This is a genomic window from Gemmobacter caeruleus (assembly GCF_008271655.1).
Classification (GTDB): domain Bacteria; phylum Pseudomonadota; class Alphaproteobacteria; order Rhodobacterales; family Rhodobacteraceae; genus Gemmobacter; species Gemmobacter caeruleus.
Map to the genome: position 1 here is coordinate 173575 of NZ_VKKX01000033.1, position 25164 is coordinate 198738.

21 protein-coding genes are annotated in these 25164 nt (G+C 66.1%); 7 read left to right on the top strand and 14 right to left on the bottom strand.

Features of this window, described 5'->3' with window-relative positions:
• Positions 1-41: 41 nt before the first annotated feature.
• From FOA17_RS11535 to FOA17_RS11550, 4 genes are read right to left on the bottom strand one after another with little or no spacing between them, the layout of a single operon-like run.
• Entirely contained in the window at positions 42-1220 is a 1179-nt protein-coding gene (locus FOA17_RS11535; RefSeq protein WP_149141644.1) for a beta-barrel domain-containing protein, read from the bottom strand.
• Entirely contained in the window at positions 1217-3433 is a 2217-nt protein-coding gene (locus FOA17_RS11540; protein WP_149141645.1) for an ATP-binding cassette domain-containing protein, read from the bottom strand. The genes FOA17_RS11535 and FOA17_RS11540 overlap by 4 nt, the downstream gene beginning before the upstream one ends.
• Positions 3430-4782, bottom strand: coding sequence for a TolC family protein (locus FOA17_RS11545; RefSeq protein ID WP_149141646.1), 1353 nt, complete (start codon positions 4780-4782; stop codon positions 3430-3432). The genes FOA17_RS11540 and FOA17_RS11545 overlap by 4 nt, the downstream gene beginning before the upstream one ends.
• A gap of 13 nt (positions 4783-4795) precedes the next feature.
• Positions 4796-7654: an Ig-like domain-containing protein gene (locus FOA17_RS11550; RefSeq protein WP_149141647.1), complete on the bottom strand. Its 2859-nt coding sequence runs from the start codon at positions 7652-7654 to the stop codon at positions 4796-4798.
• A 443-nt stretch (positions 7655-8097) separates the two neighbouring features.
• On the opposite strand from FOA17_RS11550, the gene hslV reads away from it, so the two are divergent.
• Both hslV and hslU read left to right on the top strand, forming a co-directional pair.
• Complete coding sequence (gene hslV, locus FOA17_RS11555; protein WP_149141648.1) at positions 8098-8655, top strand: ATP-dependent protease subunit HslV; 558 nt, start codon at positions 8098-8100, stop codon at positions 8653-8655.
• On the top strand, positions 8652-9950 hold the full coding sequence (gene hslU / locus FOA17_RS11560; protein WP_149141649.1) for an ATP-dependent protease ATPase subunit HslU: 1299 nt from the start codon (positions 8652-8654) through the stop codon (positions 9948-9950). Before hslV ends, hslU begins: the two co-directional genes overlap by 4 nt.
• A gap of 6 nt (positions 9951-9956) precedes the next feature.
• On the opposite strand, the gene FOA17_RS20380 is transcribed toward hslU, so the two are convergent.
• From FOA17_RS20380 to FOA17_RS11610, 10 genes are all read right to left on the bottom strand, one after another.
• On the bottom strand, positions 9957-10124 hold the full coding sequence (locus FOA17_RS20380) for a hypothetical protein (RefSeq protein WP_338029114.1): 168 nt from the start codon (positions 10122-10124) through the stop codon (positions 9957-9959).
• 67 nt (positions 10125-10191) lie between these two features.
• Positions 10192-11748, bottom strand: coding sequence for a nitrite reductase (locus tag FOA17_RS11570; protein WP_149141651.1), 1557 nt, complete (start codon positions 11746-11748; stop codon positions 10192-10194).
• Complete coding sequence (gene nirJ, locus FOA17_RS11575; protein ID WP_149141652.1) at positions 11723-12931, bottom strand: heme d1 biosynthesis radical SAM protein NirJ; 1209 nt, start codon at positions 12929-12931, stop codon at positions 11723-11725. Before nirJ ends, FOA17_RS11570 begins: the two co-directional genes overlap by 26 nt.
• Positions 12932-12934: 3 nt before the next feature.
• Positions 12935-13420: a siroheme decarboxylase subunit beta gene (gene ahbB / locus FOA17_RS11580; protein ID WP_149141653.1), complete on the bottom strand. Its 486-nt coding sequence runs from the start codon at positions 13418-13420 to the stop codon at positions 12935-12937.
• Entirely contained in the window at positions 13417-13887 is a 471-nt protein-coding gene (locus FOA17_RS11585) for an Lrp/AsnC family transcriptional regulator (RefSeq protein ID WP_149141654.1), read from the bottom strand. The genes ahbB (FOA17_RS11580) and FOA17_RS11585 overlap by 4 nt, the downstream gene beginning before the upstream one ends.
• Positions 13887-14864 carry a siroheme decarboxylase subunit beta gene (ahbB, locus tag FOA17_RS11590; protein ID WP_149141655.1) on the bottom strand — a complete coding sequence of 326 codons (978 nt, stop codon included), beginning with the start codon at positions 14862-14864 and terminating at the stop codon, positions 13887-13889. Before ahbB (FOA17_RS11590) ends, FOA17_RS11585 begins: the two co-directional genes overlap by 1 nt.
• A gap of 3 nt (positions 14865-14867) precedes the next feature.
• Positions 14868-16007 carry a cytochrome D1 domain-containing protein gene (locus FOA17_RS11595; protein WP_149141656.1) on the bottom strand — a complete coding sequence of 380 codons (1140 nt, stop codon included), beginning with the start codon at positions 16005-16007 and terminating at the stop codon, positions 14868-14870.
• On the bottom strand, positions 16004-16312 hold the full coding sequence (locus FOA17_RS11600; RefSeq protein WP_149141657.1) for a c-type cytochrome: 309 nt from the start codon (positions 16310-16312) through the stop codon (positions 16004-16006). The genes FOA17_RS11595 and FOA17_RS11600 overlap by 4 nt, the downstream gene beginning before the upstream one ends.
• Positions 16305-17120, bottom strand: a complete 816-nt coding sequence (gene cobA, locus FOA17_RS11605; RefSeq protein WP_149141658.1) for a uroporphyrinogen-III C-methyltransferase — start codon at positions 17118-17120, stop codon at positions 16305-16307. The genes FOA17_RS11600 and cobA overlap by 8 nt, the downstream gene beginning before the upstream one ends.
• 95 nt (positions 17121-17215) lie before the next feature.
• Positions 17216-18979 carry a nitrite reductase gene (locus FOA17_RS11610; protein ID WP_149141659.1) on the bottom strand — a complete coding sequence of 588 codons (1764 nt, stop codon included), beginning with the start codon at positions 18977-18979 and terminating at the stop codon, positions 17216-17218.
• Positions 18980-19110: 131 nt separating this feature from the next.
• Here FOA17_RS11610 and FOA17_RS11615 point away from each other — a divergent pair, with 131 nt between their 5' ends.
• The 5 genes from FOA17_RS11615 (at position 19111) to FOA17_RS11635 (ending at position 25159) form a co-directional block, all read left to right on the top strand.
• Positions 19111-21120: a NosR/NirI family protein gene (locus tag FOA17_RS11615; RefSeq protein WP_149141660.1), complete on the top strand. Its 2010-nt coding sequence runs from the start codon at positions 19111-19113 to the stop codon at positions 21118-21120.
• A 67-nt stretch (positions 21121-21187) separates the two neighbouring features.
• Positions 21188-22360 (top strand): NnrS family protein, encoded by a 1173-nt coding sequence (locus tag FOA17_RS11620; RefSeq protein WP_149141661.1) that lies wholly within the window; start codon positions 21188-21190, stop codon positions 22358-22360.
• Entirely contained in the window at positions 22357-23232 is an 876-nt protein-coding gene (locus FOA17_RS11625) for an FAD:protein FMN transferase (protein ID WP_149141662.1), read from the top strand. Before FOA17_RS11620 ends, FOA17_RS11625 begins: the two co-directional genes overlap by 4 nt.
• A 93-nt stretch (positions 23233-23325) precedes the next feature.
• Positions 23326-23781: a c-type cytochrome gene (locus FOA17_RS11630; RefSeq protein WP_149141663.1), complete on the top strand. Its 456-nt coding sequence runs from the start codon at positions 23326-23328 to the stop codon at positions 23779-23781.
• 13 nt (positions 23782-23794) lie between these two features.
• Positions 23795-25159 carry a cbb3-type cytochrome c oxidase subunit I gene (locus FOA17_RS11635; RefSeq protein ID WP_149141664.1) on the top strand — a complete coding sequence of 455 codons (1365 nt, stop codon included), beginning with the start codon at positions 23795-23797 and terminating at the stop codon, positions 25157-25159.
• The last annotated feature ends 5 nt before the right edge of the window (positions 25160-25164 follow it).

Here is a 25164-nt window from a genome sequence, read left to right on the forward strand (position 1 = left end):
AAGGGTAAAATGCCGGGCAATTTTGCTGCCCTGCGCGGCGATCAACGCTCGCGCAGCGCCTGCTGCGACTTGTAGAGCGGCTTGGTCAGATAGGTCAGCACGGTCTTGCCGCCGGTCTGCAATTCCACATCCGCCAGCATGCCGGGCCGGATCTCCAGCGCGCGCTGGCGTTCGGTGAGGCGGGACAGATCCACCTTCACCGTCACCTTGTAATGCGGATCGCCATCGGGATTGCGCGAGCGTTCGTCCTTGAACGTGTCGGCAGATATGAAATCGACCTTGCCCTGAAGCGTGCCATAGATCGTGTAATCATAGGCGGTCAGCTTGATCGTCGCCTCCTGATCCTTGCGGACCTGGGCGATATCCGAGGGCTTGACCCGCGCCTCGATGAACAATTCATCCCCCAGCGGGATGATCTGGAGGATCTCCTCGCCCGGGCGCACCGCGCCGCCCAGCGTCGTCAGCGACAGCTTGTTCACCACGCCGCGCATCGGCGCGATGAGGGTGGAGCGGGTCAGCTGATCCTGCGCGGTCTTCAGCTGCTGGCGCAGGGTGGCCAGCTTGGCCAGCGTATCGGAATAGGTGGTGGCGCGGTCCAGCTCCATCTGGGTGATCACGTCGTTCAGATGGGCCTCGGCCTCGGATTTCGCCTTGGTGGCCTGGGTCAGCTCGATCTTCGGGGCGACCTCCAGCTTGACCATGTTGGCGACGATATCCATTTCCTTCTGCGCCTGCGCGAGGATCTGTTCGGCGCCGTCCTTCTTCATCTTGAAGTCAAAGAGCCGGGCATTCAGCAACGCGGTTTCCGAGGCGACGATATCGGGCACCCGCGCGGCCAGATCGGCGGGCGCGTCGAATTCCACCACGCCAAGCGCCTCGGATTCCAGCCGCAGGCGGCGGATTTCCAGCGTGGCGATCTGGTCGTTCAGATCATCGACCTGCGACTGGTATTGCGTGCCGTAAAGCCGCGCCAGAACCTGCCCCTGTTCGACGATATCGCCTTCGGCCACGTCCAGCTCTGCCAGAATCCCGCCTTCGAAATTGGAGATGATCTGCGGGCGCGAGGACGAGACGACCGTGCCGGGGGCATGGACGATTTCGGCCACCCAGGCAAAGGCGGCCCAGCCCAGAAACACCAGAACCGCGGCACCGATGGTCCAGATGATCGCCGAGGGGCGCCGATGCGTTTCCGCCAGTTCGGGATCGTAGATCGCGCTCATGCCCGTGCCCCCGCCTGTTTGTTCAGATGCGCCAGCACCGCGTCGCGCGGCCCGTCCACCGCCATCTTGCCGTTTTGCAGGATCAGCGTGCGTTCGGTCAGTTGCAGGATCGGCACGCGATGCGTCGCGATGATCGCGGTGCGGCCTTGTAGCCAGTGATGCAGGCGGCTGACCAGCGTCGCCTCCAGCGTCTGGTCCAGCGCGGCGGTCGGTTCATCCAGAATCACCACCGAGGGGTCTTGCAGCCAGAGCCGCGCCCAGCCGATCGACTGCCGCTGCCCGACCGAGAGGCCCTCGCCCAGTTCGCGGATCTCCAGATCCAGCCCGCGCGGATGGTTGCGCACAAAGGGCCCCAGACCCGCGAAATCCAGCGCGGCCAGCAGGCGGCTGTCATCGCGTTCCAGCTGCGTCATGTTCAGGTTGTCGCGGATCGAACCGGCGAACAGCCGCACATCCTGGCCCAGATAGCCCAGGCTGCGCCGCAGATCGCGCGGATGCACCTGCGCCAGATCCACGCCATCAATCAGCACGCGACCCTTGGTCGGGTCATAAAGCCCCGCCAGCAGGCGCAGCAGCGTCGATTTGCCGGATCCATTGGCCCCCAGAACCGCCACATGCTGCCCCTGCGGAATGGCCAGCGCGGCGATATCCACCACCGGCGCCGCCTTGGGGTCATAGCTGAATTCCAGATTGCGCAGTTCGAAATGCCCGGCGATCTTGTCACGGCGCAGATAGTGGCGGCCGCTTTCCTCTTGCTGGGCCGATCCGGCAATCGCCTCCAGCCCGTTCAGCGCCTCTTTCACATTGGCCCAGCGGGCCAGCGTGGACGGGACCTGCGACAGCGGCCCCAGCGTGCGCGAGGTCAGGATACCGATGGCGATGATCGTGCCCACGGTGAATTCCCCGGCGAAAACCATATAGGCGCCGATCACCACCGCCCCGATATAGGTGATCTGCTGCATCGCCTGCGCCCAATAGGTCAGCAGCGACGAGATATGCCGCTGATCCGAGCTTTTCATGGCCGAAAGCGTGGTCAGTTCGGCCCAGATGCGGCGGATACGGTCCTGGCCGCGCTGCGTGGTGACCGTCTCATGTTCATAGACCGCTTCATACAGCAGCCGCGCCGCGCGGGTGGATGCGCCCTGCGTATCCTTGGTCAGCGCCATCATCTTTTTCTGGAAAAAGATCCCCGGCAGCACCATCAGCGCCGAACCCAGCACCAGAACCCAGACCAGATTGCCCCCGATCGAGGCGACCAGCGCAAAGAAGATGAACAGGAAGGGCAGGTCGGCCAGCGTGCCGATGGTGGTCGAGGTGAAGAATTCCCGCACCGCCGAAAATTCGCGCATCGCCGAAAAGGTCTGCGACGGCGTGGCGCGGTTCGGCCCGCCCTTCATGCCCAACAGACGCTCCATCAGCCGTTCCTGCACCGCCAGTTCGATGCGCCGCCCGGTCAGATCCATGAGGGTAGAGCGGGCGACCTTCAGGAAGGCCTCCATCATCACCGCCAGCATGGCGCCGATGGCCAGAACCCACAGCGTCGCCTGGCTTTGATGCGGGATCACCCGGTCATAGACCTGAAGCGAGAACATGGCGACCGCGACCGCCAGCAGGTTCGCCACCAGCGACCCCGCCGCGACCTCGATCATCTGGCGGCGGAAATTGCGAAACTCGCCCCAGAACCAGTGCGGGCGGCTGGCATGTTCGATATGCCGCGTCTCCAGCGCCTGCATCGACGGGCGGGCGCGCAGGATCGTGCCGCCATAGACGGCGGCGAATTCGGTGGTGGCGACCTCTGACCGCTTGTCGGGCAGGCTCGGGTCATAGATCGTGACCGTCGCGTCGCCCTGCCCCAGCACCAGAACAAGCTGCCCCGAGGTCATCTGCACCAGGGCCGGCCAGAGCGTCGGCGCCAGTTCCGGCGCGGTATCGACGCGCGCCGAAATGCCCATGCCGGTCAGGGCGCGGGCAATCTCGTGCAGGCCGGGCAGGTCATTGGTGCGCGTCGCGAGTTCGATCTGTTCCGACAGATCCGACACCGGCAGTTCCGCCCCCGCCAGCCCCAGATAGACCGAGGTCAGACGGGCGCGAGCCAGCAGCTTGTCGGTCTGGCGCTGCGGCGCGGCCTCGTTGGCGGCAGGCAGGGCGGGGCGCGGCGTCGGGGCGACGCGGCCGGCATTGATGTCAAAGGCAATGATCCGATTGTCGCTCACAATGACGCCCCGCTCACCAGAACACCCCTGTCGCGTGCGATCTGCACCTGCTTCAGGGCAATTTCATATTTCAGGCTGGCCTGTTCGCGCTGCATGGACGACACGCTTTCAAACATGTTGACCATCTCCATCAGGGTGCGCCGCCCGGCCTTGTATTGTTCGACGAACATCGCAAGGGTCTGTTCGCTCTGCGCCAGAACGCCGGCGCCTTCGGCCTGCCGCGCGGTCAGGGTGGCGATCTCGTGATGCAGGGCGACGATATCGCGGCTGGCCTGTTCCGATACCTTGGCCACGCGGCGATCCGTCACCTCGGTCGTCATCGCCAGCGCGTCCAGCTCGGCCCCGGTGCCCAGACCGATTGCCTTGTCAAACTCCACCGACAGGCCGCTTTCCACCTCGCCATCCTGATCCAGGGCGGCGCGGGCCTTCAACCCCGGGCCAAAGCCGGCGCGGGCGGCCTCGGCCTCGGCCACGCTGCGGGCGGCTTCGGCACGGGCCTTCAGCACGGCGAGCGGCTCGGGCGCGCCGGGATCGGCGGGCAGGCCCGACAGGCCCGTCACCCCCGACAGGTCGCGCGAAGCCATAGCGTTCAGCTCGGCCAGCGCCTGTTCGGCCTGAAAGCGGTCGTCATTGGCGCGGGCGCGCATCTCGGCGGCCTTTTGCTGGATGACTTGCTGTTCGGAACGGTCGGACATGCCGCCATCGACCCGGATCGTCACGATCCGTTCGTATTCCGCCATGCGCCCGGCGGCGGCAGTGGCCAGACGGCCCTGTTCGATCGCCCGTTGCGCGCGGATGTAATGGCCCAGCCCCTCGAAAACCCGCTGGTTGAAATCCAGCGCCAGCGTGGTGGCGGCAACCTCCACATCGGCGGCGGCAAAGGCGCGTTCGGCCTTGCGGGCACCGCCATCGAACAGCACCTGTTCGACCAGAAGCGAAGCGAAGGTTTCGCCCAGATCGGTCAGCGACAGGGTGGGCTTGATGCGCGGCAGCCAGTTCTTCGACCGCGCCTCGGCCTTGAGCCGCGCCACGCGCAGCTCGGCCCGGGCAGGGCCGGCATTGGCCTCGGTCACCGCCTGGGCGACCTGGCCATAGGCGCTGCCCGGCGACAGGACGCTGCCCCGGGACAGGAGATCGCCGATGATGGCAGAGCGTTGTTCACCCTGCCCTTCCGCCTGCGCCAGCGCACCGGCCGCCGCAGGTTGATCGGGTTGCATGGACGCACCGAAACCGAACTTGGAAACCCCCGGCCCGCCCCCCACGCAGCCCGTCAGGGCCAGGATGAGCGCGACAGCCGGGCCGGGGCGCAGGGCCCCGGCTCGTACTCTTTGACCCCGATGGCCGGGCATCCTGCCCTCCCCGTCAGATCGTGTGAACGTTGACGTCGTCCTCGATACGCAGGGTGGTGTCACCCAGCGTATAGATGTGGAAGCCGCCTTCGTGCTTGTAGCTCGCCGCGTCGAAACCGCTCAGGTTCACGGTATCGTCGGCGCCGCCCTTGATGACCAGATCGTCGCCCAGCCCGGTCAGCCGGTTCAGATCCGAGGTGGTCAGCGTGAGCGAGGCGCCCGCCGCTTCGCGCAGGTCGATCTGGCTGAAATCATGGCCCGACAGGCCCACATTCGCCAGGTTGACCTCGCCCACCGTGCCATTGTTATGCACGATGATGAGCGAGCTGCTGTCGTTGCCCGCCGCATCCTCGCCAGTCACGACCAGGAAGCTGCCATCGGGCACGAGGCCGTTATTGGTGAACTTGAACAGCGTGTCGTCACCGATGTTGTAGGCATTGGCCGACAGGTTGGAATGCGACCCGTCGGTATTGACCCGCTCAAAGGTGTAATGCGCGTCCGAGGCGTTGGAATAGTTGCCATCGGTATCCAGCGTCACCGCCGTCACGCCACCATTCACGGTCTTGGTGAACTCCACGAAATCCGCGACATCCGGGGCCGAGGTATCGACATGCACCGGGATGACCGAGGTCGCCGTGTAGTTGCCCGCCTTGTCCTGGGCATAGACCGAGACATTCAGCGTGCCATCCGCCATTTCCGGCAGTTGCGCCGCGGTGAAGGTGGCCTGCCAGTTGCCCGAGGCATTGGCCGTCACCTGCGCCGTCGCCCCCGAGGAGAGCGAGACATACACGGTCGAGCCCGGTTCCACCGTGCCGCTGAGCGTGACGCCCGCCGCCTGTTCGGCCGCGTTCATCACATTGTCGCCCGCGAACTGGCCGACGGTGAAGTTCCGCACGACCTGATCCACTTGCAGCGTGTCGTTCAGCGTGGCGGTGTTGCCATACTGATCCTCGATCTTGACCACGACATTCGCCAGCTTCTCGCCCGCCGGGATCTCGTTGGCGGGGATGTCCACGCTCCAGCCCGTGCCGGTGACGGTGGCCTGGTGGAACTGCTTGCCGTCGAAGGACAGCCAGACCTTCGCGCCCGCCTCGACCGTGCCGGTGATGGTGACCCCATCGCTGGCCTCGACCTTGTTCAGGATGGCGTCATCCTTGTTGTCATGGGTCGAATAGGTCTCGATCGTGCCTTTGGTCTCGGTATCGACCTTCACCACATGGGTGTCGGTGTCGGTGTTGCCGGCCTTGTCGGTCGCGGTGACGCTGACGGTGGATTCGTAGGTGCCCGCCTTGAACTCGCCGCCCGCATATTTCACCGACCAGGTGCCATTGGCGCCGACGGTGGTGACACGGGTCACGCCTTCGAAGGTCACTTCGATCTTGGCGCCCGCCTCGCCGGTGCCGGTCAGGGTGATGCCCGACGCCGCGCCGCGTTCGGCCCCCGAGATGACGTTGTCGCCCATCTGGGTCGCGTTGAACGCCACTTCGGTCAGCGTGTCGATCACCACGTTTTCGGTGATGACGGTCTTGTTGCCCAGCGGATCGGTCGCGGTGATGGTGGCCGCCACCTTGTGTTCGCCATCAGCGATTTCCGAGGTGGAGAAGGTGACCGACCATTCGCCCTTGGCGTTGGTCACAACGCTGTGGCTGAAGCCGCCGATCTTCACCTCGACGGTGGCGCCGGGTTCGCTGGTGCCGGCGATGGTCACGCCGTCCTTGTATTCGGCGGCATTTTCCACGTCGCCGACGCTTTCGACACCCTTGGTCGCATCGACCGGGGGCGGCGTCATGTCGATCAGGAAGTCCGGGCCATCCAGTTCATAGGTGAAGCCGCCGCCGGTGACGGTGACATGAGAGCTGTAATCGCCATCCGCCGGGAAGTTCGGCCCCTTGAACTCCACCCCCCATTTGCCATCGGTGCCGATGGTCGTGGTCTGGGTCTTGTCGCCCACCACCACGACGACATGGTCGCCCGGTTCACCCGTGCCGGTGATCACCAGCTTGGGATCCTTGGTGTTGGTGGTCAGCGTGGTGTCGGCGTCGGGGTTATCGACCGTCGGCTCCAAGCGGCCGCCGTCGTCATCGTCGTCGTCGCCGTCATCATCATCGCCGGAATCGTCGTCGTCGCCGGAGTCGTCATCGTCGCCGGAATCATCGTCGTCGCCGCTGTCGTCATCGTCGCCGGAATCATCGTCGTCGCCGCTGTCGTCATCGTCACCGGAATCGTCGTCGTCGCCGCTATCGTCATCGTCGCCGGAATCGTCGTCATCCGCGCCGGTGTCATCGTCGTCGTCATCGCCGTCGCCGCCGTCACCACCATTGTCGCCGTTGCCGTCACCACCGCCGCCGCCACCCAGCAGCGCGGCACCACCCAGCACACCGGCGGCGATGGCCGCAGCACCAAGACCGCCGGCGCCCAGCAGGCCCGGCACCAGGCCGCCCATGCCGGCCGGTTCATCCGAATAGATCTGCGCGTCGGCATAGGCGTCGCCGTCTTCAAAACGCAGGTCATCCAGGGTCGAAAACTTGTTCCAGGCATCCACCGGGCCGTAGCTTGCGGTGATCGGACCCTCAGCGCCGCTGTCATTCAGCAGAACCTCGGTCACCTCACCATTGGTGGAGAGATAGAGCCGGTTCAGATGCCCGGGCTGAACATCGTAGAACCCGCTCAGCGTGAGGTCGGTGCCATCCACCAGCTTCACGACCAGATTGCTGCCCTGGCGTTCATAGCCAAGCACACTGGACTGGGACAGGTTCAGCGAAACCTGCTCACCCGACCCGATCTGAATGAAATTTGCACCCGCGCCACCGGCAGTGCCATGAACGACCGCGCCCGCAGAATTGCGGACGGCGAAATCAATCGCCTGAACCATACTTACTACTCCGCCTCAAACCGGGCTGCTCGGCCCGTTCATGTTGTTGGTCCCGATTTGCCGGGATCCGATTGCATTCAGGAATAGCTGTGTTCAGGCACAATTTCTAGGGGTCTGTTGGCAAGCGCCCGCATTTTATCTTGGTTCTGTCATAGTTTCGCCCGGATCCGCATCCGCAACGCCGCATTGGCCGGGCAGGCGGAAACTAGATGTGGTGAGCATGGCGCAGGGCTTTCGCTAGAGTTTGACAGCACATTCCTGCATCTGCACGGTTTTCGCCGCAGCGGCAGCCCGGGGCAGACGGAGCAGACCGGCCTGTTCGGCGGAAAATCGCCCGTTTTCTGTGTCGGCCCTACAACATCTTGTGGCGCCAGACCGGCAGCCGCCCGCCTTGCCGGCGCAGGGCCGCCACGCCATATAGAGAGGGAGACAAGGGGGGCAGCATGGCCGAAGACAGATTTCCGGGCTGGCACGGCACCACGATCCTGGCGGTGCGGCGCGGCGGCGAGGTGGTGGTCGCGGGGGACGGGCAGGTCAGCCTGGGGCAGACCGTCATCAAGGGCAGCGCCCGCAAGGTGCGCCGGATCACCGCCGCCGGGCATGAGGTGGTCTGCGGCTTTGCCGGTTCCACCGCCGATGCCTTCACCCTGCTGGAGCGGCTGGAGAAGAAACTTGAGGCGACGCCCGGCCAACTGGCCCGCGCCTGTGTCGATCTGGCAAAGGATTGGCGGATGGACAAATACCTCCGCAATCTCGAAGCGATGCTGATCGTGACCGACGGCACCGCGCTGTTCGTGCTGACCGGCGCGGGCGACGTGCTGGAACCCGAACATGACGTGGCCGCCATCGGATCGGGCGGGAACTTCGCGCTCGCCGCCGCGCGGGGGCTGATGCAGACCGACCTGCCCGCCGAGGAGGTGGCCCGCAAGGCCATGGCGATTGCCGCGGATATCTGCGTTTACACGAATGGCAACCTGACGGTGGAGCGGATCGCGAAATGACCAACCTGACCCCGCGCGAGATCGTATCGGAGCTTGACCGCTTCATCATCGGGCAGGCCGATGCCAAGCGCGCCGTCGCCGTGGCGCTGCGCAACCGCTGGCGGCGCAAGCAGCTGGGCGATGACCTGCGCGACGAGGTTTACCCCAAGAACATCCTGATGATCGGCCCGACCGGCGTCGGCAAGACCGAGATCAGCCGCCGCCTGGCCAAGCTGGCCCGCGCGCCCTTCCTCAAGGTCGAGGCCACCAAGTTCACCGAGGTTGGCTATGTCGGCCGTGACGTGGACAGCATCATCCGCGATCTGGTCGATGCCGCGATGATCGAAACCCGCGACCGCATGCGCGAGGATGTGAAGGCCCGCGCGCTCAAGGCCGCCGAGGATCGGGTGATCGAGGCCATCGCCGGCAAGGACGCGCGCGAACAGACGCGCGAGATGTTCCGCAAGAAGCTCAAGTCGGGCGAGCTGGACCAGACCGTGATCGAGCTGGAGGTGGCCGACAGCGCGCCCTTCCCCATGATGATGGGCGGCGGCAACGGGATGGAGATGCAGATGCAGGGGCTGCAAGACCTGTTCAAGGCATTCGGCGGCCGCACCACCCGCAAGAAGATGACCGTCGCCGACAGCTATGAGATCCTGCTGGGGCAAGAGGCTGACAAACTGCTGGACGACGAGGCGGTGAAGGCCGCCGCGCTGGAGGCCGTGCAGGAAAACGGCATCGTCTTTCTGGACGAGATCGACAAGATCTGTGCCCGGGCCGAGGCGCGCGGCGCCGATGTCAGCCGCGAAGGGGTGCAGCGCGACCTGCTGCCGCTGATCGAGGGCACGACCGTTTCCACCAAATACGGGCCGGTGAAGACCGACCATATCCTGTTCATCGCCTCGGGCGCGTTCCATGTGGCAAAACCGTCGGATCTGCTGCCGGAATTGCAGGGTCGCCTGCCGATCCGGGTGGAATTGCAGGCGCTGACCGAGGGCGATTTCACCCGCATCCTGACCGAGACGGACAATGCGCTGACCCGGCAATATACCGCGCTGATGGCGACCGAACAGGTAACAGTGCGCTTTACCGAGGATGGCATCGCCGCGCTGGCGCGGCTGGCGGCCGAGGTCAATCGCAGCGTGGAAAACATCGGCGCCCGGCGGCTTTACACCATTCTGGAACGGGTGTTCGAGGAACTCTCTTTCTCGGCCCCCGATCGCGGCGGCGAGGAGGTGGTGGTGGATGGCGCCTATGTGGAGGCGCATGTCGGCGCGCTGGCGGCCTCGGCCGATCTCAGCCGCTATGTGCTGTGACGGCGCTCAGGCGCCGTCTTCCGCCGTGCGGATGAGGTGACGCGCCCAAAGCGCCGCCGCCCAGGTGGCAGGCAGGCCCAGCGGCAGCGCCCAGAACAGCGCCGTCAGCGGCGCGATCACCGGCAGGCCCAGCCTTTGCCACATCAGCCCCAGCAGGAACAGGTTGATCGCCACCGCCCCGGTAGCAAAGGGCCACAGGATCAGTGCCAGCCGCCACAGGCGGGTGTCCGTGCGCGCGGGATCAGTGGCTGGTGCCGTCCTCGAAGGTGATCTTGTTCCAGACATTGTATTTCCCCGAGGGTTTGCGCATCGGCAAGCGGCGCAGTTCCTGTTGTGTGGCGGCATCAAAGACGATCACCGCGCCGTCATCTTCCCAGATCGAGACAAGCGCCTTGCTGCCGTCGCGGGTGAATTCGGTATGGGCCACGGTCTTGCCCGGATCGGGGGTCATGACCTTGACCACCTCCAGCGACTGCTTGTCGATCAGGTGCATCTCGCCCTTGTGCGGGCCGGTAAAGACATCGGCCCAGAGGTAAGGCGTGTTGTGGTGGCTGCGCAGGAAAAAACCGGGGCCAGAGGTCTCGATCACCTTGACCAGATGCCAATCGGTCATGTCGATGATGCTGATCCGCCCCTCGTTCAGATGCGGCACCGCCATCACGCGATGACCGTCGCGCATCCAGCTGATGCCGGATCCCAGATGCGGCATGCCGGGCAAGGGCAGGGTCGCGATCTCGCGGCCCACATCCAGATTGACCACGACGCCGGTCTCGCCCTCGCGGTTGGCGCCGATCAGGTTGCGATAATCGGGATCGAAAAAGAAATCGTCCAGCGGGGCGGAAACGTCGATCCGGCGGCGGGCGAACAGGCCCTGTTCGCTGGCCAGCGCCTCCTCCATCCCGGCTTCGTGGCTATGCACGAACCCGTCATGAAAAGGGCCTGCCTTGGGGTCGGTCGCCACCTCCCAGATCTCGGGCACGTCTTTCAGCGCCAGCACAAAGGATTTGCGGCGCGGCGCCTGATAGACCGCCGAAACCCGGCTGGGCGTGCCGTCGCGCCCCGCCACGTCGATCACCCGCGCGACCGACAGATCGGCGGCCGACAGGATGGTCAGGGTGTTGGGCAGGTAATTCGCCACCGCAAGCCATTGGCCGTCCGCGCTCATGGCGATGTTGCGGCTGTTGAGGCCGGCGCGCACGCGGCCCACCTCATGCAGCGACCACAGATCGTATTTCTGCACCCAGCCATCGCGCGACATGACAAAGACGAACCGGCCGTCGGGGCTGAATTTCGGACCGCCATGCACGGCGAAGGGGGTCTCGAACCGATCCAGCACGGCGAAACTGTCGCCATCCAGCACCGAGATATGGCTGTCGCCGGTTTCCACCACCAGCGTCACGTTCATCGGATCGGCGGTAAAGACCGGCGCCGGCGCGGGGGTATAGTCGTCGCGCAGGCTGCGGCTGGCGGCGACATCCTCCACCGTCCAGGCCGGGGCCTGCGCCAGCGGCGCCGCGATATACTCGGCCACCGCGGTGATTTCGGCCGGGCCAAGCGTCGCCTTGAAGGCGGGCATCTGCGTCATGGCGCGGCCGTCGGCGATCACCGCCTGCAACTTGTCGCCCTTCAGCCGACCCAGGCTTTCGGGGATCAGCGCGGGGCCGGTGCCGCCCAGCCGGGTTTCGGCATGGCAGCCGGCGCAAAGATCGGCATAGATCGCGCCGCCATCCGGCCCGGCCGAGGCGGGGGCCGCCAGCGCGAGGCAGGCCAGGCTAAAGGAAACGATGCGCGGGATCATGGCTTTTCCCCCGGAAGGGCGTGACGGTCAGACGATCGGCATCCTCGACGCCGATTTCGCGATTGGACAGATAGCAGGCCGGGTCTTCGGCCCAGGGATCGCCGGTGATCTGCAAGGCCCGAATGCGGGTATTGCCGCCGCAGATCGCCTTGAAGGCACAATCGCCGCAGCGCCCTTTCAGCGGCCGGGGGCGCTGGCGCAGGGTGGCCAGCATCGGGTCCGCCCCGGTCCAGAGACTGCTGAACGGCGTGTCCTTGACCGAACCGACCGTATAGTCAGACCAATAGGTATCGGGATGCACCTTGCCCTGCGGGTCGATATTCGCGACCCCCAGACCGCTGGAATTGCCGCCCCAGGCCGCCAGATGCGCGGCCACATGCGCGGCCTTGTCGGCATCGAAATTCCGGCGCACCCAATGCAGGAAATAGACCGCATCGGCATCGTTATTGCCGGTCACGATCTCTAAAGGCTGATCCTCGGCCACGGCGACCCAGGCGCGGTCGATCAGCTGGTCCATCGCGTGCCGGGTGCGGCGCAGCGCGGTATCCTCGCCCCGGTTCTTGTCGCCCCGCCCGGCATAGACCAGGTGCGAGAGATAGAATTTATCCACCCCCTCGGCATCGCACAGGTCCATCATGGCGGGCAGCATCTGGGCGTTGTCCTCGGTGATGGTAAAGCGCAGCCCGACCTTCACACCCCTGGCCTTGCAGGCGCGCACCCCCGCCAGCGCGGCATCAAAGGCGCCGTCCACGCCGCGAAACCAGTCGTTCATCCCGCCGATCCCGTCGAGCGAGATGCCGACATAATCAAAGCCCAGATCGGCGATGCGGTCGATATGATCGGCCACCTTGGTGCCGTTGGTAGACAGCGAGAGGTGGCGGAAGCCCAGTTCGCGCGCCCGCGTCGCCAGATCGAAGAAATCGAACCGGCTCAGCGGTTCGCCCCCTGACAGGATCAGCGCGGGGATGCCGAAGGCGTGCAGATCGTCCAGCACAGCCATGGCCTGTTCATGGCTCAGCTCACCCGGAAAGGCCACGTCGGCGCTGGTGGTATAGCAATGCCGGCAACGCAGGTTGCAACGCCGCGTCAGGTTCCAGATCACCACCGGCTTCACCGCGCCAGAGCGCCGGCGCACCGGGGTCGGCGCGACGAGTTCGCGCATGTATTGGGTCAGACGGAACATGGATCAGCCCCCGTCGGCAAGGCGCATCCCGGTCTTTTTCAGGATGCGCGTGGAATAAAGGATGTCACGGCCGCGACAGGCATCGCCCAGCAGATCGGCGATGCAGGCGCGCAGGGCCTCCACCTCGTTGCGGCTGGCGCCGTGGATCATGGCGAACAGGTTATAGGGCCAGTCGGGCAGGCTGCGCGGGCGCAGGTAGCAATGGCTGACAAAGGGCAGCGCGCCGACCTGACGCCCCAGATCGGCGGCGCGGTCATCCATGACATCCCAGACGCTCATGCCATTCGCGACCATGCCAAGCGCATAATGGTTGGGCGCCACGGCGACACGGCGGATCACCCCGCTGGCCTGCATCGCGCGCATCCGCTCCATCACCTCATCGGTGGTGAGGTTGAGCCAGCGCGCCACCTCGGCATAGGGCGCCGCGGTCATCGGCAGGCCGCCGGCGGTGGCCTGAAGGATGCGGCGGTCTGTGGCGTCGATGGTCATGCCTCTACCCGGAAGCCGATGAAGAATTCCTGCAATTTCGGGAACAGATGCACCTTCAACCCGGTTTCCGCCCCGATCAGCCCCGCCACGCTTGCGATATCTTCCGGCCTTTCGCAGGCCAGCACGAACCACATGTTCAGGCGGTGCTGGCGTTCATAATTATGCGCCACCTCGGGATGGGCATTGACCAAAGTCATGACCTCGTCAAAGCGATCGTCGGGCACGGCCAGCGCGCAAAGGCAAAAGGCCCCGCCCATGGCCGCCGCGTCGATAAAGGGGCCAAAACGGGTGATCGCCCCGATCTCGCGCAGGCGGGTCAGGCGGGTCGCGATATCGACCTCCGGCAGGCCGGTTTCGGCGGCCAGCGCGGCAAAGGGTCGCTCGGTGATCGGCAGGCCATCTTGCAGGCGGTTGATCAGCAGACGATCCAGCGGATCAAGCGCGCCGTCGGACAAAATCTGTCGCATCAGGCCACCTCCGCGATACGGGCGCCGGTCTGCTTGAAGCAGCGGGTCGAGAACAGCACGCGATGCCCGGTTTCCGCCAGCAGCGGCAGGGCGCGGGCACGATCCAGCACCGCCAGTGCCTCGGGGCGGCTGCGGGCATGGATCATGCAATAGAGGCGATAGGGCCACAGCCCCGCGACGGGCCGGCGTTCATAGCACAGCGTCACCCCCGGCAGCGCCGCCAGCGCCTGCCCTGCCGCCGCCACGCGATCAGGCGGGCAATCCCAGACGACCATGGCATTCGCCGTCCAGCCAAGCGCGCGGTGGCGCACGATCACCCCCAGCCGGGTGATGATCCCGGCCGACAGCAACGCGGCGATGCGGGCACGCAGCCCGGCCTCGTCGCGCCCAAGCGTGGCGGCCAACGCGGCATAGGGCGCCGGCACCAGATCAAGCCCCGCGCTCAGCGCCTGCAACAGCGGGCGATCCTCGGGGCAAAGCGCGGCCAGATCGGGCGCCCGGCCGCCGGTCATCGCCGTGGCGGGGCCGGTCAGCCGGAACCCGAGGTCGATGTTGAAGGGCCGCACCAGCCGCAGGTCGATCAGCGGCACGCCGCTTTGCGCCTCGATCCGCGCCAGCAGGCGGGCCAGACTGTCGGGCGTGGGCGCGGTGGCGACGAACCACAGGTTCCAGTCATCCTCGCGCAGGTAGGAATGATTGACCCCCGGCTCCGCGCCCACCAGCGCGGCCACTTCCTCCAGCCGGTCGTCGGGCACGCGCAGCGCGGCCAGGGTCGAGGCGCCGGCGGTATTGGGCCGCACCGTGGCGCCGACGCGGGTGATCCGCCCCTCGGCCCGCATCCGCGCCAGCCGGGCCAACACCTCGGCTTCGCTCAGGCCCAGGGCCAGGCCCATCTCGGCAAAGGGACGGTGCCCCAGCGGCAGGTCACGCTGGAAATCGTCGAGCAGACGGATATCGCGCGGATCAAACCCCTCCATGACCTAAAGCCCCGGCTGATGCGCGCGCGCGGTGAAGAAGATGCCCGAGGGCGATTGCGCCGCGATCTCGGCCAGCTTTTCGCGGCTGCGGGTGTCGTAGATCAGCACCTTGTTGTCATCGCGGCTGGAGATCCAGACCTCGGCCCCGCGCGGGGCGAATTCCATGTGCAGGATCGCCTTGCCCGGGGTCAGGGTGGCGACGACGCTGTGGTCGCGGCTGTCAATCACCTGCACGGTATCATTCAGCGGCGTCGCGAAATTCACCCAGACATAGGGCGAGGCGGGCTGCGCGATGATGAAGACCGGCTGGCCATGCACCGGCGTCGTGCCGCGTTCGGCATGGGTTTCGCTATCGACCCACAGCACCTCGTGCCGGCCCACGGCGGGCAGGGCGAACTGGCCCTCGGTAAAGGCCCAGCCTTGCAGATGCGGCATCTTGTAGACCGGCATATCCTCGCCGGTCTTGCCGTAATCGGTCAGGAATTTCTCGGGCTGCGGCGCGTCGGACCACAGATCAAAGGCCGTCACGCCCTTTTCGCCGAACAGACCGACCAGATAGGTATGGGCATCGGCGGTCAGCACGGCGTCAAAGGGGTTCTTGCCGGCATTGCCGATCATGGTGACCTGCGGCGCGGGGGCCGAGAAATCGCCCACGAAAACCTCGCCCGTGTCCCAGACCGTCCAGGCAAAGCGGCGGCCCGGCAGATCGACCAGACCGATGGTCTTGCCCGCCGCCGGAATATCGGCCACTGGCGCCAGCGTTTCGGCATCGAACACCTTGACCCCGCCGGGTTCGTAATTCGACACCGCGACCAGACGCCCGTCATCGGAAATCGCGCCGCCAATGGAATTGCCGGCTTGCAGGGTGCGCGCCACGACCTTGCGGTCGATCAGATCGACCTTGCTCAGCCCGCCATCGCGGCCAAAGACATAGGCGAAACGCTCGTCGGGGCTATAGGTCATCGAGGCATGGGACAGATCGCCCAGCCCCTCGATCCGGCCCAGCGCGGCGCGGTCGGATCGGTCGATCAGCAGCAGGCTGCCGGTCGCGCGTTCGATCACCAGACCCAAATCGCCAGTGGCCTGACCCAGCGCGGGCAAAGGCAGCAGGGTCAGCAGAACAAAGGCAAGCGCGCGTTTCATCTTGTGTCCTTCGTCGTCAGATAGTCGGCGATCCAGCGGGCTTCGTCTTCGGTCAGCAGCGGCCGCCAGGGCGGCATCGCGGTGCCCGGCACGCCGTCAAGGATGATCAGCGCCAGCCCCTCGGGCGTGCTGTTGGCCAGCGCCTCGCGCGTGAGGGGGCGGCCAAGCCCGCCCTTCAGCGTCAGCCCGTGGCATGACCCGCAATCCTGCGTGACCATATGTTCCAGCGCGGCAGCCCGGTCGGGGGTCACCTCGGCCATGGCCGGGGCGGCGACCAGCGCCAGCGCGGCCGCAAGGCTACGCATGGGCCACCTGCCCGGCGGCCTCGGCCGCAAGGGCGGCGGGGTCGGCCAGGGAAACGACATGCCCGATGATGAACAGGACCGGCGCCTGCATTCCGGCGCGGATCACATCGGCGGCAATGTGGCGCAGCCGGGCACGCAGACGGGTTTCACGCGGCGTGGTGGCATGGGCCACGGCCAGAACCGGCAGGTCGGCGGGCATGCCATGCGCCATCAGTTGCGCGGCGATCTCTGTCATATTGGCGACGCCCATATAGACGACCAGCGTCGTCTCGGCACTGGCAAGCGAGTGCCAATCCAGATCCAGCGCGGCATCCTTGGCGCGATGGCCGGTGACATAGCGCACCCCGGTCGCCAGGCCCCGATGGGTCAGCGGCACCCCGGTCGAGGCCGCGGCACCCTGGGCCGAGGTGATGCCGGGGGTATAGTCGCAGGGCACGCCGGCATCCCGGCAGGCCGCCGCCTCCTCGCTGCCGCGGCCAAAGATCAGCGGATCGCCGCCCTTGAGCCGCGCCACGGTCAGCCCCTGCCGCGCCAGCCGCACCAGAAGCGCGTTGATCTCGTCCTGCGGCACCTTGTGATGTTGGGGCAGCTTGCCCACGTCGATACGCTGCATCGCGCCCGGCAGCAGCGCCAGAATTTCAGGGCTGACCAGACGGTCATAGACCACCACATCGGCGGCGCGCATCAGACGCAGCGCGCGCAGGGTCAGCAGATCCGGGTCGCCCGGCCCGGCACCGATCAGGTGAACCCGGCCCAGGGTGCCCTCGGGCAGGCCGGACGGGGTGCGAAGCTGCGAAAGATCGTTCATGGCTGTCGGGTCCGACTGGCTGGGCGGGAAGGGAAAGACCCCGGGCGGCGCACCGCCCGGGCAGTTTTCAGGGACCGCCCCGAAGGGCGTGGGGATCAGTAGATATCCTTCTGGGTGTTCAGCACGTTGAACTTGCCCGTCGGCGTGATCAGACGCGGATCCTTGATCACGGTCTTCAGCTCCAGCGTCTTGTCATCGACGACGACGATGGCGCTTTCCTTGTCCTTGGCGTTCCAGACGCTGAACCAGACCTCGGTGCCTTCCTTGTTGAATTCGGGCTGCACCACGCGCGGCTGACCATCCGCGATGCCGGCCCATTCACCGATCGGCAGGGTCTTGAACTCCGGGTCCACGTTCGGATCGCCACCCATGGCCGAAATATCGAACACCGCGACATTGGCCGACACTTCGGCATCCGGGTTCAGCGGCGCATCAACGTAAAGATGCGTGCTGTTCGGATGGGTCTTGATGAACAGCGACCCGCCGCCCAGACCAAAGAAGTTGTCCACGATCTTCCAGGCGTGGTCGGCATGCCCTTCCGGGTCGGTGCCGATCAGCGCGATGCTTTCATCGCCCAGGTGCGAGGTCGCCCAGACCGGCCCATAGACCGGGTGGGTGAAGTTCGCGCCACGGCCCGGATGCGGGGTCTGGCCGCCGGTTTCGATCAGCGCGGTCAGCTTGTCTTCCTTGGTGTCCACCACCGCGATCTTGCCGCGCTGGTTGGCCGCCACGAGGAAGTAGCGATGCGTGCTGTCAAAGCCGCCATCGTGCAGGAAGCGTTCGGCCTCGATCTCCACCGTCTTGAGGTTCTTCAGGTCGGTGTAATCGACGAACAGGATCTTGCCCGTCTCTTTCACGTTCACGATGAATTCCGGCTTGTAATGGCTGGCCAGGATCGAGGCGACGCGGGGTTCGGGGTGGTAGACCTGTTCGTCATAGATATTGCCACGGGTGGAGACGATCTTCAGCGGCTCCAGCGTTTCGCCATCCATGATCACATATTGCGGCGGCCAGTAGGCGCCGGCGATGGCCAGCTTGTCTTCCCAGCCCTCGAACTTGGAGGTCTCGACCGACCGTGCCTCGATGCCGATCTTGATCTGCGCGACCGAGGCCGGTTCCTTCATCCACAGGTCGATCATGTTGACCAGGCCGTCGCGGCCGATCACGAACAGATAGCGCCCCGAGGCCGAGATGCGGCTGATATGCACCGCATAGCCGGTGTCGATAATGGCGCGGATCTCGTGGGTGCCGCCGTCGATCAGCGCGATCTGACCGGCATCACGCAGCGTGACCGACATCAGGTTCTCGATGTCGATATCGTTTTCCTTCTGCTTGGGCCGGTCTTCGGGCTTGACCAGCACCTGCCAGCTTCCCTTCATCTCGGGCATGCCCCATTCCGGGGGGGCCGGCGGTTCCAGCAGCAGATAGCGCGCCATCAGATCGACCTGCGACTCGCTCAGTTCGCCCGAGGTGCCCCAGTTCGGCATCCCGGCGGGCGAGCCATAGGTGATGAAGCTTTGCAGATAGTCATAGCCATTGGCGCGGGTGATGTCGGTGGTCAGCGGCTTGCCCGTGGCCCCCTTGCGCAACACGCCATGGCAACCGGCGCAGCGTTCGAAATAGATCTGCGTCGCCTGCTGGAATTCCTCTTGCGTCATGACCGGATCGTCGGGTTTGCGGCCCGGGATCTCGACCTGCAACTGACCCAGCGTGGTCATCGAGGGTTCATAGGCGGCGGCGGGGCCATCGGTGTGGTCCTTGGGCTTGTCCTGTGCCGCAAGCGGCGCAGCCATCAGCCCGAGGGCCAAGGCGGCGCTGCCCAGCAGGACGCTCCTGGCGAATTTGGCTCGGGGTGTCATGGGATGTCTCCATAGAGCTGGTGAGGCTGGGCCGACCATGGCGCGCGCAGGGTGGCGCGACCTTGACTTTTGTTAAGGCTGGCAATCCGCCGCAGGGGCAGGGTCGGGCATCCTGAACGCGAGTGCCGAAGATGCGCCTTTTCCCCGCGCTCTGCCTGATACTGACCCTGATCGCGCCGGTGGCGCGGGCCGGCGGCGATGCGGTCGCCGCGCCCGACCGGCATGACCCGACCCCGGCCGAGGCCGCCGCCCTTCTGGGCAGTGCCACCCTGCCCGCCCTGCGCCGCATCGACGACGGCCTGCCGGGATGGGAGGCGACGGCGGACGGGCGGGTGATCGGGCAGATCGGCTCCACCTGGGAAATCGCGGGGTCGGTGGGCTATTCCGGGCGACCGCTGGATGTGCTGGTGGCGCTGGCCCCCGATGCCCGCATCGCCGGCGCCCTGCTGGTGCAGCATAACGAACCCGTGCTGACGCTGGGCATTTCGGATGCTGATATCGCCGCCTATGTGGACGGGTTTCGCGGCTATGACCTGGCCGCGCCTGCCGCCAGCGCCGAGCCGGGCCTGCCCGATGTGATCAGCCGGGCCACGGTTTCGACCGGCGTGATCCGTGACGGCATCCTGCGCACGGCGCGCACGCTGGCCATGGGGCGCGGGCTGATCGCGGGCGGGCGGGTCAACCGGCTTGACTATACCGCCGCCGGATGGGGGGATCTGATCGCCATGGGTGCCCTTGGCGAATCCGCGATTCCGATGACCGAGGCCGCCGCCGCGCTGTCCGGGGCCAAGGTGCCGCTGAGCCCCGGAAAGGGCGATTTCCTGCATCTCTGGGCCGGGATCATCGACCCGCCCGCCATCGGCCAGAACCTGCTGGGTCAGGCCGAATTCACCCGCGCGACCGGCGCGCTTGGTGCGGGCGATGCCGCCCTGATCGTCATGTCCTCGGGGCTTTATTCGCATCGCGGCACCGACTGGACGCGCAGCGGCGTCTTTGACCGGCTGGTGATCCGGCAGGGCGATACGGTCTGGCAGCCGACCGCCGACCGCTACCGCATGGTCAAGCGGCTGGCGCTGAAGGATGCGCCGGCAATCAAGGAAATCAGCCTGTTCGCCCTGCCCGCCGCCATCGACCCGACCCGCCCGATCCGGGTTGAGGTGACGGCGACCCGCGCGGCGGCCAGCGGCCCCGACCTGCATCTGACCCTGATGGCCGAGACCACCCTGCCCGTGCGCTTTCGCGCCGATCCGGTGGCGGAGGTGCCGCTCTGGCAGCAGATCTGGCAGCAAAAGCGCCTGGCGGCGGCCGTCGTCATCGTCATGCTGACGGCGCTGACCGTGATCCTGTTCGCGCAGGACTGGATCACCCGGCGGCCCCGGCTGTGGCGGGCGGGGCGTCTGACCTTTCTTGCGACCAGTTTTATGGTGCTGGGCATGGGGCTGAACGGGCAATTGTCGGTGGTGCAGGTGGTGGCCTTCCTGCATTCGCTGCTGAACGGATTCCGCTGGGAAACCTTTCTGATCGAGCCGGTGATCTTTCTGCTTTGGGGCTTTGTCGCGCTTGGGCTGCTGTTCTGGGGGCGCGGTGTGTATTGCGGTTGGCTTTGCCCCTTTGGCGCCTTGCAGGAACTGACCAATGCCGCCGCGCAGCGGCTGGGCGTCCGGCAGATCGCCGTGCCGCAGGCGCTGCATGAACGGCTGTGGGCGATCAAATACACGCTGTTCGTGGGCATCGTCGCGCTGTCCTTCTATTCGATGCATGACGCGCTGCTGATGGCCGAGGTGGAGCCGTTCAAGACCGCGATCTCGTTGCGCTTCGTCCGGGCCTGGCCGTTCCTGCTGTTCGTCGCGGTGCTGCTGGGGGCGGGGCTGTTCATCGAGCGGTTCTATTGCCGCTATCTGTGCCCTCTGGGCGCCGGGCTGGCGATTCCGGCCAAGCTCAAGATCTTCGACTGGTTGAAGCGTCGCCCGCAATGCGGCCGCGAATGCCGGATGTGCGAGACGAAATGCACCGTCGGCGCGATTGATGCCATCGGCCGTATCAACCCCAATGAATGCGTCCTCTGCCTGCGCTGTCAGGTCATCATGAATGACGGCACGCAATGCCCGGTGCTGAAGCGGCGGGCGCGGGCGGGCGATTGACTTTGCTCAAGGCGGGCGGCGGGCGCCGCGCCGATCTTGATCCGAACCATCAACCTTGGGGGCCGCCATGAATGCGCTGCGCATCCTGTTTTCCGAAGGGTTCCGGGCCTTTTTCTGGCTGGCCGGCGTCTTTGCCGTGCTGTCGGTCACGCTCTGGGACATGTGGCTGTCGGGCTGGATCGACCTGCCCGTGCCGGCGCCGCAGGACTGGCACGCGCATGAGATGATCTTTGGCTATGGCGCGGCGGCCGTGGGCGGGTTCTTCCTGACCGCAGTGCCGAACTGGACCGGCGCCCAGGCGGCGCCCCATCGCTATGTCGCGGGGGTGGTCGGGCTTTGGGCGGCGGGGCGGATCGCGGTCTGGGCTCTGACCGGCTGGCCCGTGCTGGTCGCGGTGATCGACCTTGCCTTTCTGCCGGTGCTGTCGCTGCGAATCGTGGCGATGCTGCTCAAGCGGCCCAAGGCGCAACAGATGATCTTTCTGCTGGCGCTGGCGCTGCTGTGGCTGGCCGATCTGCTGGTGCATCTGGATTGGATGGGCCTGACCGACACCGCCCCCGCCGGGCTGCGCGGCGGGCTTCTGGTCTTGTGCGGGCTGATCATGGTACTGGGTGGACGGGTCACGCCGGGCTTTACCCGCAACGCCATGGTGCAGGCCGGGCGTGAAGACCGGCTGCCGGTGAACCCCGCGCCGCTGGCCGCGCTGTCGATCACGGCGGCACTGGCGCTGCCGGTCGCCGTGCTGGCGGGGCTGCCCGCGCTGGTGCAGGCGCCGGTTGCGCTGATTGCCGGGGGCGCGGGTCTGGCGCGGGTGGCACTGTGGCGCGGGGCCTGGACGCGCAGCCGGCCGATCCTGTGGACCCTGCATCTGGGCTACGCGATGAACGCGCTTGGGCTGCTGGCCTATGGGCTGGCGCAGGCGGGAATCGGATCCGAGATCGCGGCGCTGCATCTTCTGGGGATTGGCGGGGTGGGCGGCATGACCCTGGCGATCATGTCGCGCGCCAGTCTTGGCCATACCGGGCGGCCGCTGGTCGCGTCGGGGCCGGTCGTGCTGGCCTATGCGCTGATCCCGCTGGCGGCGGCGCTGCGCTTTGCCGCCTCGGCCCTGCCGGGCTGGCGCGATATCGCGATGCCGCTTTCGGCGCTCCTGTGGATCATGGCCTTCGGTCTGTTCCTGCTGGCCCTGTCGCCCGTGCTGTGGCGGCCACGTCTGCCGCGCGGGGGGGCGTCGGCATGAAGCGCCGGCGTTTTCTGACCATCGCCGCTGCCCTGCTGGCCTGCCCTGCCGGGGCGACAGAGGCGGATTTCGTCTGGACCGGCACCGGCTTTGGCGGCGCCCTGTCGCTGCGCCTGTCGGGGCTGGCACCCGCGCAGGCGCCGCGCCTGACCCACCGCATCACGCAAGAGGTGGCGCGGCTGGAGGGGCTGTTCAGCCTGTTTCGCAATTCCGCACTGACCCGCCTGAACCGCGACGGCCATCTGGCCGGGCCACCGCCCGATCTGCTGGCGCTGCTGCGGCTGGCGCGGCAGGTGCATGAGGCAACCGACGGCGCCTTTGATCCCAGCGTGCAACCGCTCTGGCAGGCGATTGCCACGGGGGGCGACAGCGCCGCCGCGCGGGGGCGGGTCGGGCTGTCGCAACTGCGGCTGTCGGATCGCGAAATCCGGCTGGGGCCCGGGCAGGCGCTGACGCTGAACGGCATCGCGCAGGGCTGGGCCGCCGACCGTATCGCCGGGCTCTTGCGCGATGCGGGATTTGGCCCGGCGCTGATCGACATGGGCGAAATTGCCGCAGTCGGCCCCCGCCCCGACGGCACGCCCTGGCAAGTCGCGCTGGCAGGGCCCGAGGGGCAGGTGCTGGGCAGGGCGCGGCTGGAGGATCGGGCGCTGGCCACATCCGCGCCGCGCGGCACACTGATCGGGGCCGACCACCAGCCGCATATCCTTGGCCCGCAAGGGCAATCCCCGCTGTGGCGCACGGTTTCGGTCTCGGCCCCTTCGGCGGCGCTGGCCGATGCGCTTTCGACGGCGTTCTGCCTGATGCCGCGCGCGCGCATCGACCGCGCGCTGACGGCCTTTCCCGGCACGCGGCTGGAACTGCTGGCCTGACAGCACCTGCGAGATTGACTTTTGTTAAGGCCGGACTCGCGCCGCTCGTTCACAGAAGGGTGACTGCAACCGCTCAGGGAAGGACACCTCGCCATGCGCGAAGTCATGACCAAGAGCATGGCCCGGAATATCTTTTACGGCGGGTCACTGTTCTTCATCGCCATCTTCGTGGGCCTGTCGGTCCACTCTCACATCTACATCAACAATACCTCGACCGATCGCGCCACGCTGACCGACAGCGTCGCCGCGGGCAAGCATCTGTGGGAAAAACACGCCTGCATCAATTGCCACACCCTGCTGGGCGAAGGCGCCTATTTCGCGCCCGAACTGGCCAATGTGATGACCCGCTGGGGCATCGAACCGGGTGACAATGAGGGCGCCTTTACCGCGCTGAAGGGCTGGATGGATGCCATGCCCACCGGAATCGAAGGCCGCCGTCAGATGCCGCAGTTCAACCTGACGGATGACGAATATCGCGAGCTGGCCGATTTCCTGCTGTGGACGAACACGATCCGCGCGCAGGACTGGCCGCCGAATGACGCGGGCTGAGGGGGAAAGGATCATGAAATACCAATCGCAAAAGATCGCGCGGGCCTATTTCGGGGTCGCCATGGCGCTGTTCGCGGTGCAGGTGACGCTGGGCCTCGTGCTGGGCTATATCTATATCCAGCCCAATTTCCTGTCAGAGCTGCTGCCCTTCAATGTCGGGCGGATGCTGCACACCAACAGCCTGATCGTGTGGCTGCTGCTCGGGTTTTTCGGAGCGGCCTATTATCTGGTCCCCGAGGAAGCCGAACGCGAGATCCATTCGCCCAAGCTTGCCTATCTGCAACTGCTGATCCTGGTGCTGGGCACTGCCGGCGTGGTGGTGACCTATCTGTTCAACCTCTTTGACGGCAACTGGCTTCTGGGCAATGAGGGGCGCGAGTTCATCGAACAGCCCCGCTGGGTCAAGGTGGGCATCGTCGTCGCGGCGCTGATCTTCCTCTACAACATCTCGATGACGGTGCTGGCAGGCAAGAAGACCGCGATCACCAACATCCTGCTGCTGGGCCTCTGGGGGCTGGCGCTGCTGTTCCTGTTCGCCTTCTACAACCCGTCGAACCTGGCGCTCGACAAGCAATACTGGTGGTTCATCGTCCATCTCTGGGTGGAGGGCACCTGGGAACTGGTGATGGCCTCGATCCTCGCCTTCCTCATGCTCAAGCTGACGGGGGTTGACCGCGAGGTGATCGAGAAATGGCTTTATGTCATCGTCGCCACCGCGCTGTTCTCGGGCATTCTGGGCACCGGGCACCATTACTACTGGATCGGCATGCCGGGCTACTGGCAGTGGATCGGCTCGATCTTCTCCAGCTTCGAGGTGGTGCCGTTCTTCGCGATGATGGCCTTTGCCTTTGTCATGGTCTGGAAGGGCCGGCGCGACCACCCGAACAAGGCGGCGCTGCTTTGGAGCCTTGGTTGCGCGACGCTCGCGTTCTTTGGTGCCGGGGTCTGGGGCTTCCTGCATACGCTGCACGGGGTGAACTACTATACCCATGGCACGCAGATCACGGCGGCGCATGGCCACCTGGCCTTCTATGGCGCCTATGTCTGCCTCAACCTCGCGATCATTTCCTATGCGATGCCGATCATGCGCGGGCGCGATCCCTATAATCAGGTGCTGAACATGGCCTCGTTCTGGCTGATGTCGAGCGGCGTGGTCTTCATGACCTTCACGCTGACCTTTGCCGGCACCGTGCAGACCCACCTGCAACGGGTGATGGGCGAAGGTTTCATGGATGTGCAGGATCAACTCTGGATCTTCTACGCCATGCGCTTTGGCTCGGGCATCGCGGTGGTGCTGGGGGCGATCCTGTTCATCTATTCGGTCGCCGTGCCCCGCCGCGAGATGATCGAACCCGGCCTGCAAAGCCCGGCGGAGTGACAACC